The sequence below is a fragment of the Microcystis sp. LE19-41.2A genome (assembly GCF_027530405.1).
Classification (GTDB): Bacteria; Cyanobacteriota; Cyanobacteriia; order Cyanobacteriales; family Microcystaceae; genus Microcystis; species Microcystis aeruginosa.
Map to the genome: position 1 here is coordinate 1 of NZ_JAPZQJ010000330.1, position 3440 is coordinate 3440.

Below are 3440 nucleotides of genomic sequence, written 5' to 3' on the forward strand. Positions count from 1 at the left end.
TGAGGTAGTCAGTTGCCTAATTTTCAGGGAAAAAGTACCTGAATTTTGCCCCCGATCCCCGCAATGGCTGGCACTTTTTGAGGGAAAAAAAGTCTAAAAGTCTTATCCAACAAGGTTTTTAGATTTATTCAGCAAGCCCTAAATAATCAGTTTTTAATAACCAGATTTAGTATGAGAGCGCATTTTATTCATTAGCTAGATTTAAAACCTGATTATACAGTTGCTCTCTCATCCAAAATCCAGAAATACGCAAATGGTCAAGTAATGGTTTAACTTGAGCAATTAACCCCTTACTTTTAGCTTCAAGTAAAACTCCTAATACTCCGGTAAACTCAATCCCTAGACGTGAAGCAACAATTCTACCTAGACGTTCATCTATTAACAGAAGTTCGGCGTTTATTTCAAGAGCAAGAGTAATTGCTTCCGCCTCCCCTCTATCGACTTCAAGATTAAGATTTTCGACAAGTTTTGTATTGGTTATATTTTGTTTTTTGAACCAAGACAAGGTTTGAACTTCTTGACTTCCGGCGACGGGAACGGTAGTCAGTTCTCGATAAACGGCTTCAGGAATAATGATGCTTTCGTAGAGTTGCTGTAGTAAATTTAGCTGATTGACAGATGCTAAATTGTTAATGGGTGAGGTATTACTAACCACTATCATAATCTGCCTAGTTTGCCTAAGGTCTTGACATCAGCATCTAAGTCTTCAAGGTCGTAATGAAGAGGAATTTGGCGACTTGCTAGTAAACTTTGAAATTGAAATTGATTCATTTCTGCTAAATTACTAGCCTGTCCAAGCGTCAGCTTTTCCTTTTGAAAAAGCATGATGGCAATTTCTTGTTTTAGCTCAGATTCTGACATCCGAGTTAGGGATAAAATTTCATCAGAGATAGTAAGACTCATGATTTTTCTCCTGAACAATAACATTCCGATTAACAGTTAACTTTCACTTCTGATCCAATTCCATATTAGCAAAATGTTCCATTAGCATCCATCCGAAACAATCCCAAACCCCTGAGATGGCTTCATACTGGCAGTAGGACTATAGGACTATTGTAGTGTGCGTGTTTGCGCGTATTTAAAGGAAGGCAGCAGCTTTATTCGATTTTTCTGAACTAGAAGATTGAGAAGCTTGGTTAGGATCTCCCGGAAACTGAGCGCTCCCCAGTAAAACCGGGGAAGGAGATATATATTTTTTTACCTACCTGATACTTTTTAAGAGATTAACTATCTCATCGGGGAATCTTTGCTGTAATTATTCATCGGATAATCGCGACAACAGAATCATAAAATTTTGCCTTACTTTTTGGGTATCGGGATGATTTTCTCGTAATCTTTCTTGATAAATAGCAATAGCTCTCACATACAACGGTTCCGCTTCTGCGTATCTGCCTTGGTATTTGTATAATAGTGCTAAATTATTGAGACTGTTAGCAAAATCGAGATTGTTTTCTCCTAATAGCTGTTCTATCAGAGAAAGGGAGCGCTTATACAAGGGTTCCGCTTCTGCGTATCTGCCTTGGGAGCAGTATAATCCCGCTAAATTATTGAGACTGGTAGCAAAATAGAGATTGTTTTCTCCTAATAGCTGTTCTATCAGAGAAAGGCATCTCTTACATAAGGGTTCCGCTTCTGCGTATCTGCCTTGGCTGAGGTATAATTCTGCTAAATTATTGAGAATGTTAGCAAAATAGAGGTTGTTTTCTCCTAATAGCTGTTTTATCAGAGAACGGGAGTGCTTATACAACGATTCTGCTTCTGCGTATTTGCCTTGACAGCAGTATAATCCCGCTAAATTATCGAGCCTAATAGCAAAATCGAGATTCTTTTCTCCTAATCGCTGTTTTATCAGAGAAAGGGAGTGCTTACACAACAGTTCTCCTTCTGCGTATCTGCCTTGGAATTCATATAACACTGCTAAATTATTGAGAATGTCAGCAACAATTGGATGGTTTTCTCCTAAGCGAGATTGGATTTCTTCACAACATTTTGTTAAGGTAACTGCTGCTAAATCATATTCTCCCTGTCCCTTATAAAACAAAGCTAACCCAAGAAACACCTGAATTAAATTATCTTCCGGGTTGGGAATATCATCTAACATGGTTTGACTGACAAGTTGCAGATGGGGAATTGCGGGAGTTACCGCTGCAATAATCTCCCTTGTGGGGGTTTGCGGGATATTTTCGGCAATGGTTAACAAAGTTTCCACAAAAGCGCATCGATAAAGAGAATTTTTCTCAGGAATTTCCTGTAATTGCCGTTGAAAAAATTCTCTCACGAGGGGATGAATCCGATAAAAAGAATAGTCCTCATCCACGGGTTGCATCAGATGAGAATTATCCAATTGTCCCCGCGCTTCTTCTAGTTCGCTTTCGGTAATTTCCGTGGATTTTGCCGTATCTTCTAGCAACGTCCAAGCAATAGCCACCGGTGCGAATAAACTCAACAGCATTGCCACTTTTTGAACAGCAAAACTTAAATCATCCCAACTGATTTTAATTGCGGCTGCTACCCCTAAATGTCCATAATCTCTGTGGTTTCTTTCCTTGGTTAAAGCAGTATGAGCTAAATTTAATTTATCGCGTAAATGGCTAAACTTTAAATGACGATTTTTCGCTAAATATTCCCCCACTAACTCCACTGCTAAGGTTAAGCGTCCTAAAATTTCGTGACAAATCTGTTCTACTAAAGCTTTTTCTTGCTCAACTTTAGCAGTACCAACAATTTTGGTTAATAATTGGCCAATTCAAGTCTGAATTGCATCACTGTCTGATCTACCTTTATAGAATACCTCATTCGGGGTACGATAGTCAAGACATTTTCGAGGACGATTGTTAATCAAGTTTACGGCTATTTCCACCTGCTCTGGCTTAACAATTTTAAAATTCGTTCCCTTGGGAAAAAATTGTCTTAATAGTCCATTAGTATGCTCGTTTAATCCCCTCTCCCAAGAATGATAAGGAGTAGCAAAATAAAAATCTGCTCCCAATTTCTGACTCAACTCTTGATGTCCACAAAATTCTTTGCCGTTGTCACAAGTAAAGGTTTTTCTTTTGTCAGGGTGAATCTCTTGAAAAAGTTTTTCTGTGACTCTATTGATTTCCGATGCGGTTTTGTTTTTGGCTAATCCTGCTACTAGAAATTTCGAGGCCTTGTCTACATGGGTAACGAGAACTCCTAGATGATTTCCTCCAATCATCGTGTCACTTTCCCAATGACCGATCTCGGTTTTCTGGTCAGCAATTGCTGGTCGCTCGCTGATATCTACACGCCCTGGAATCCCTCCACGCTTACTTTTTGCTCCGCCTCGACTCTTTCTTTGACAAAGCCCCCGGCGTAAATATTTCTGGTACTCTCCACATCCGTGATAGTTCTGATAGATCATTTGATAGATGGTTTCGTGACTGAGAGATTCTTGACTGGCTCTTTTCAGACGACCT

Annotated in this window: 4 protein-coding genes; all 4 read right to left on the reverse strand. The window is 39.3% G+C overall.

Annotated elements, in window-relative coordinates; genetic code table 11:
* Window positions 1–184: 184 nt before the first annotated feature.
* The gene (locus O9290_RS13680; RefSeq protein WP_002760063.1) at window positions 185–661 is read right to left on the reverse strand and encodes a PIN domain-containing protein; all 477 of its coding nucleotides are present in this window, start codon (window positions 659–661) and stop codon (window positions 185–187) included.
* Window positions 658–903, reverse strand: a complete 246-nt coding sequence (locus O9290_RS13685) for a UPF0175 family protein (protein ID WP_002760064.1) — start codon at window positions 901–903, stop codon at window positions 658–660. The genes O9290_RS13680 and O9290_RS13685 overlap by 4 nt, the downstream gene beginning before the upstream one ends.
* A 352-nt stretch (window positions 904–1255) precedes the next feature.
* Entirely contained in the window at window positions 1256–2632 is a 1377-nt protein-coding gene (locus tag O9290_RS13690) for a tetratricopeptide repeat protein (RefSeq protein ID WP_288087158.1), read from the reverse strand.
* Between the two features lie 114 nt (window positions 2633–2746).
* Window positions 2747–3440, reverse strand: a 694-nt coding sequence (locus O9290_RS13695; RefSeq protein WP_288087161.1) for an IS30-like element ISMae39 family transposase, incomplete at its 5' end; no start/stop codon positions are given.

Coding starts and splice junctions, on each gene's coding strand:
- O9290_RS13680 (WP_002760063.1), bottom strand. CDS start 661: ATGATAGTGGTTAGTAATACCTCACCCATTAACAATTTAGCATCTGTC.
- O9290_RS13685 (WP_002760064.1), bottom strand. CDS start 903: ATGAGTCTTACTATCTCTGATGAAATTTTATCCCTAACTCGGATGTCA.